At 57.0% G+C, this 5,163-nt stretch carries 4 protein-coding genes and 4 pseudogenes; 5 read left to right on the plus strand and 3 right to left on the minus strand.

Annotated elements, in window-relative coordinates:
* Window positions 1–376, minus strand: a pseudogene (locus tag HV796_RS40090) (IS110 family RNA-guided transposase); the annotation flags it as partial.
* 728 nt (window positions 377–1,104) lie between these two features.
* On the opposite strand from HV796_RS40090, the gene HV796_RS40095 reads away from it, so the two are divergent.
* The 4 genes and pseudogenes from HV796_RS40095 to HV796_RS40105 all read left to right on the plus strand — a co-directional run bounded on the left by HV796_RS40095 (window position 1,105) and on the right by HV796_RS40105 (window position 2,751).
* Window positions 1,105–1,512 carry a hypothetical protein gene (locus HV796_RS40095; RefSeq protein WP_175233268.1) on the plus strand — a complete coding sequence of 136 codons (408 nt, stop codon included), beginning with the start codon at window positions 1,105–1,107 and terminating at the stop codon, window positions 1,510–1,512.
* A gap of 99 nt (window positions 1,513–1,611) precedes the next feature.
* On the plus strand, window positions 1,612–1,812 hold the full coding sequence (locus HV796_RS44925) for a transposase (protein ID WP_246356337.1): 201 nt from the start codon (window positions 1,612–1,614) through the stop codon (window positions 1,810–1,812).
* Window positions 1,797–2,253: pseudogene (locus tag HV796_RS40100) on the plus strand (transposase); the annotation flags it as partial. The gene HV796_RS44925 and the pseudogene HV796_RS40100, both read left to right, overlap by 16 nt.
* Window positions 2,254–2,514: 261 nt before the next feature.
* Window positions 2,515–2,751, plus strand: coding sequence for a PIN domain-containing protein (locus HV796_RS40105; RefSeq protein WP_217478198.1), 237 nt, complete (start codon window positions 2,515–2,517; stop codon window positions 2,749–2,751).
* Window positions 2,752–2,775: 24 nt separating this feature from the next.
* On the opposite strand, the pseudogene HV796_RS46230 reads toward HV796_RS40105, so the two are convergent.
* Window positions 2,776–2,877 (minus strand): annotated as a pseudogene (locus HV796_RS46230) (IS6 family transposase); the annotation flags it as partial.
* Window positions 2,878–3,014: 137 nt separating this feature from the next.
* Here HV796_RS46230 and HV796_RS40110 point away from each other — a divergent pair.
* Window positions 3,015–3,947, plus strand: a complete 933-nt coding sequence (locus HV796_RS40110) for a hypothetical protein (protein ID WP_175233269.1) — start codon at window positions 3,015–3,017, stop codon at window positions 3,945–3,947.
* A 743-nt stretch (window positions 3,948–4,690) separates the two neighbouring features.
* On the opposite strand, the pseudogene HV796_RS40115 reads toward HV796_RS40110, so the two are convergent.
* A pseudogene (locus tag HV796_RS40115) lies at window positions 4,691–5,163 on the minus strand (tyrosine-type recombinase/integrase); the annotation flags it as partial.

The following is a 5,163-nucleotide window of genomic DNA, read 5'->3' on the forward strand; positions in this document are numbered from 1 at the left end:
GGCGAGCACGGTGCAGAGACAATACCGCTTGCTGCTCAGCATTCTTCATCGGCACAAATCTCATGTTCGGTCGTGCCACCGCTTCGCAGATCGCTTCGGCATCGGCGACGTCGTTCTTGTTAGTCTTGACGTATGGTTTGACGAACTGCGGTGCCATTAGCCGTACCGTGTGTCCAAAGCCTTGCAGCTTGCGAGCTCAATGATGAGCACTGCCACAGGCTTCCATACCTATGAGGCAAGGAGTAAGCGTGGCAAAGAACGATGCCATCTGGTCACGCTTGAGCTGCTTCCTCAAGGTGGCCTTGCCGTGTTCGTTCACACCGTGAATCTGGAAAACATTTTTTGCCAGATCGATGCCGATGGTCGTAACCTTCATGGTGGGCGCTCCCGTTCAGTTCAGGTGGTTGACGTAGCACTACTCTCCACTTTGGCACATCCATGCCGTTGGGTGGGGCGTCCATTCCATTAACGCCGTTTTGATCAGCAAGTTCACCGTTCTTGACAAAATGGGGCGCGCAGAGTTGGATAATTTCGGTATTTCGCTATGAACCAGCATCCCCTGATGCGCTGTCCGTCGTAACGGACAGCGCGTAACGACAGGAATCGACAATTTTTCGAGTGAATACCATGCCCATTGAGCGCACCAACCTTCCAACACCCTTGCGAGTGACCTCAGATCCAGTCAGCAACGCCTCATTGCCTGCGGCTCAATCAAACGGAGGGCAATCCCGTCCCCGAAGCGGAGGAGGTTTGCTGAACCGATTGCGAGATTTCGTCTCAGGTGACAGACCATCGTCCGTATTCACTGAGACTAGGGGTGCGGACAGTGTTACCGTCACACAAAATGGACGCAACCTCGACGTTACAGGCCGGGTTGATGGGCGTGACATAAGTGAACCTAATCGGCGGCGACTGGAGGTTGCGTTCAGGCAGGGACCCGGGGCGTTTCAAGCGGTGTTCGATGAGCTCGTGCCGACGTCGGAACCAGAACCGATTCCAGAGGAAGTACGCGCAAGGATCGCAGCAATTTCGCAGAGGGATAATGCGGCAAGGGCTGCAGAGGCTGCTGGCATGCCACAGCAGCCACGGAGCATTCCTGCAGAAGTGATCGATCAACTGCGCCAAGTGTTGAGCGATCCTGCCCGGAGACAGCAACTGGAACAGGAGATGTTCCATGAATTTCAGCCCCCTGTCCGGTTGGATGAGTTGCCTATCAAGCCGGATGAGCTAGAGGACAAATGGGCGAAACTGGGGATGGCCAAGGATACCAAGGGTGCTTTGGTTGCAACGGATAAGCAGCAGGGTACGGCACGGGTCTATGCTGAAGATCTGAAGGCGCTCAAGGCCGCGCTGGACCGCAAGGATAGAACCGCGGTCAGGGAACAAAGCGAAGCGATCCTGGAGAAGACTGCCGAGGACGGTGCAGAGGAGCGCCTCACGAGCGAGGACTACGTGACAATCATGAACTCCCTGAGAACCATCGACCTCATGATAGAGAGGCAGCCTGCATAGCGCACCAGAGGCGCTTTGGCCGGTAATAGGAGAAGATGTTACAAGTGTCGAGATGGGCATGGGCGCGCCGGCCTGCGCAGCCGTGCCGCTGTATCCCTTATGGGCCGATTGCGCGTGGCGTTTGTATACGTTGATGGCAATCATCGCAACGTCACGAGCGCCAGGGCGGTCATCACGCCCGGCGGCGAACTGAAGCTGGACATTCCACGCGACCGGCAGGCCACGTTCGAGCCGCAACTGGTGGCAAGTATCAACGCCGGCTGCCGGGCTTCGATGACCACGTCTGCATCATGCATCTGATCCGCAATTCGATGAATCTGGCCGCTGGAAGGACCGCAAACCGTTGGCTACTGCTCTCAAGCCGATTTATCAGGCCGCCACCGTCGAAGCCGCTGCGGCGGCACTTGAAGCGTTCTCTCAAAGCGAATGGGGCAAGAAATTCCCAACGGTCGCAGCGATGTGGCAGCGCCAATGGGAGCAGGTTATCCCATTCTTCGCCTATCCACCGGAGTGCGCCGGATCATCTACACGACCAACGCGATCGGAAGCATGCACATGCAGCTTCGCAAGATCGTGAAGAACCGCGGCCACTTCCCCAGCGACGAAGCCGCCAGCAAACTGCTGTACCTGATCTTGCGCAATATCGAAAAGGATTGGAAGATGCCACCTATCACCTGGCGGCAAGCAGTCAATCAGTTCGCCATCCTGTTCGGCGAGAGATTCACCGCTGCCATCAGCTGAGATTTATAACCGACCTCAGCACGCAAAATTCCTGACACCTCCGCTCGCGTCGCGCGCGCCCGTGCCGAGCGAGAGCACGTTTCGATCGGTCGCGTTCTCTCGCAGCTCGCGCGCTGCGCTGCGGCCGGTCGCCGGTGCCGTGGCGACGCGGAACGGTCTGCCCGTGCTCCCGAACTCGCGAAACGCGCGCCCGGTGACGCCCAAACTAGTCGACCAGCTGCGTGACGAGACGCCCTGATAACCTATCTGCTTGACGTCAACGTGCTGATCGCGCTGCTCGACGCCGGCCACGTGCAACACGACGCAGCGCACGAGTGGTTCGGCCGTATCGGACAGGCCGCATGGGCCACCTGTCCAATCACTGAAAACAGCGTGCTGCCCATTATCGGTAATTCTCGCTATCCGAACACGCTGGAAACGCCGGCCGCAGTGGCGCCATTCGTGGAGCAACTGCGCTCACATCCCGGCGGCTCTGGTGCAAATAAGCAAGCTGGTTAAGAAGTTTCCTATTTGCAGGATACCTTATCGATCGAACAGGACAGCATTCCATACGGCGGGCGCAGCGGCATTCTTGAGGCCGAGCTTCGTGCGATCGAACTGACCCTTGCGAATACGATGCATCAACACGTTTGCACCAGAGGCCCATCGACACACGGCCGCGTGCCTAGATTTCGTTTGACCAACAGTTTTTACGGGGAGGTATCTCGGGCGGCCGCCGCAATCGTCGACACTGTCGACCATATTCTTAATTGAGACGACCAATGCCCTCCTCACCTTCTAAGATTTGGCCGACCAGTGCGTCGCCCACAGCGCACGGCAACGTGCCTTCAAATGCACTTTATACTCCGGCTACCCCGTCGGCTACTTCACCCAGAACGCAGACGATCGACCGGCGGATAAGCGGCCTGCTGCCCAAACCGGACCAATTTCAGAGCTCCGACAGCCAGACCCCTGTTTTGCCTCGCCATGCAAGCTTCTCGGTTGCCTCTGCCTTGCCGGGGGCGCCAATCTCTAACCAAGGGACGGACAAAAAGGCAGATCGAGTTAAAGAGTATGCCGCACACGACGTAAGGTCTGTTCCCGAAGGGGCGTCAAAAATCTACCACCACAAAGATCAAGAGGATTATGGGTATTTATCCTTTAAAGACTCGTCTACTCAGCATCAAGGAAATAGAGATCAAGATATTAAGGCTTATAATAGATTGATCAAAATTGAAAGCCTAAACACCGTTATTCCAAAAATAGACATGAATCGGCGAGCCCCGGAAGGCGCAAAAGCCAATGGGTATTGGATTGAGCATATTGATACCGCATTAGAATTCAAACCATGCGAGGTATTACTTTCCAACAAAAGGCCATATCAAAAAGATCAAGTGAGCATTACCGATATTTCAGAAGGGTTACAGAAGTTAGACAAATCTGGTATTGAGAATGCTTTGGGGGATATAAAGATCATCTCCGATAACCTCGAGAAAATATCGGACGTCTTAGGGGAGCTTTCTATTGTGCTGACCGAAAATGGTGGATTTCGGCTTATCGATTTCGGAATCGCAAGCGACGAAGTGAATTCGCTTAGACGGAAAGGAGGTGGAAGTGATTATAATAAAACGGCAACAATAATTGATAAATTGCGTAATCTCTGCCAAGATCGCCTTGCTCAAATGTCCGCGCAACGCCCCAGCGCTAACGCGTGAAAATAGTGGTAGCGGCGCTCCTCCCTCCCGGAAACACGGCGGCCCACTGTAAGGACTCTCCCCAGGGCACCACCGTCATTCATGGCGATGGCACGACCACAGCGGCGAAGAAAGGGGGGCGACAACCTCGGCTTCAGCGGCCTCAAGAATGCCGCTGCGCCCGCCGTATGGAATGCTGTCCTGTCCGATCGATAAGGTATCCTGCAACTAGGAAACTTCTCAACCAGCTTGCTTATTTGCACCAAAGCCGTCGCAACTGGGGCCTGAGGGCAGCGGTGCGGGTGCGCGTCCTGCCGCGCTTGAGCAGGCAGTCAACGAGGGGTCCGGCATCATGGCTTGCAGACCAATACGCGCGCGGCCATCAATCGGGCCTTCGGGTTCGATCTGCAAAGTGAAGCAGAAATGCGGGGATAGTCCGGTCGACTGTGTCGCGACAACCTGCAAATCTCACAACATCAGTTCGACCTCAAGGTTCAGCGGCATAAGCCGCTCCGGATGTTCAGGGCCGACTTCTACGCAATAAATCCGACAGGCGATGAATCACAGTCTGGCGAATTTCCCCAAGTCGATGGCGGAAATGAGCATGATCGCATTCGTATGCTCCCGGCCGTTTCCCGGTACCTGGGCATGGCTGATGGAAGCGGATCTATCAGTCGCCTTACGCCACCACCGAAATGTCGCCCGTGCTCGCGTCGATCGATCTTGCCCATCTCAGCTCCTGATCGCTATCGCGACAAGGCCCTTTACCAGTTCATGCGATGTTTCTCCTCGGTTTCCCGGTGCCGCTGGTCATCATCGGCATGCAGGTAAAGGCTCGTGGTGGTCAGCGACGCATGGCCCAGGTTGTCCGCGGATGAGCCGCAGATCGACGTCACCGTCGGCCATGTGGGAGCCTGCGCTGTGGCGCAGCCAGTGCGCGGACGCCCGCTCGAGCTGGGCGGCGCGGGCGATGTATCCGTCACCGCGCAGGCGCAGTTTTCCGGCGGCGCCGGCGAAGATGCCCTTGACGATGGTGTGCAGCGCCGCGCGGGTGAACGGCTTCATGGATTTTCCGAGGGGCAGCACGAGCGGCGTGTCCTCATGCGGGGCGGGCAGTACGGGCAGACCACGTTCGCGCCGGTAGCGGCCGAGCTCGACCATCATTTCGGCGGAGGCGGGCACGAGCCGCTCCCTGTCGCCTTTGCCGGGCACGTCGAGCCACCAGCGCCCGTGCCCG

Origin of the sequence: Paraburkholderia humisilvae, assembly GCF_902859855.1 — a bacterium.
Lineage (GTDB): Bacteria > Pseudomonadota > Gammaproteobacteria > Burkholderiales > Burkholderiaceae > Paraburkholderia > Paraburkholderia humisilvae.

Excerpts from the sequence above, each read along its gene's own strand:
- HV796_RS44925 (WP_246356337.1), top strand. The coding sequence starts at position 1,612 with ATGGGCCGATTGCGCGTGGCGTTTGTATACGTTGATGGCAATCATCGC.
- HV796_RS40110 (WP_175233269.1), top strand. The coding sequence starts at position 3,015 with ATGCCCTCCTCACCTTCTAAGATTTGGCCGACCAGTGCGTCGCCCACA.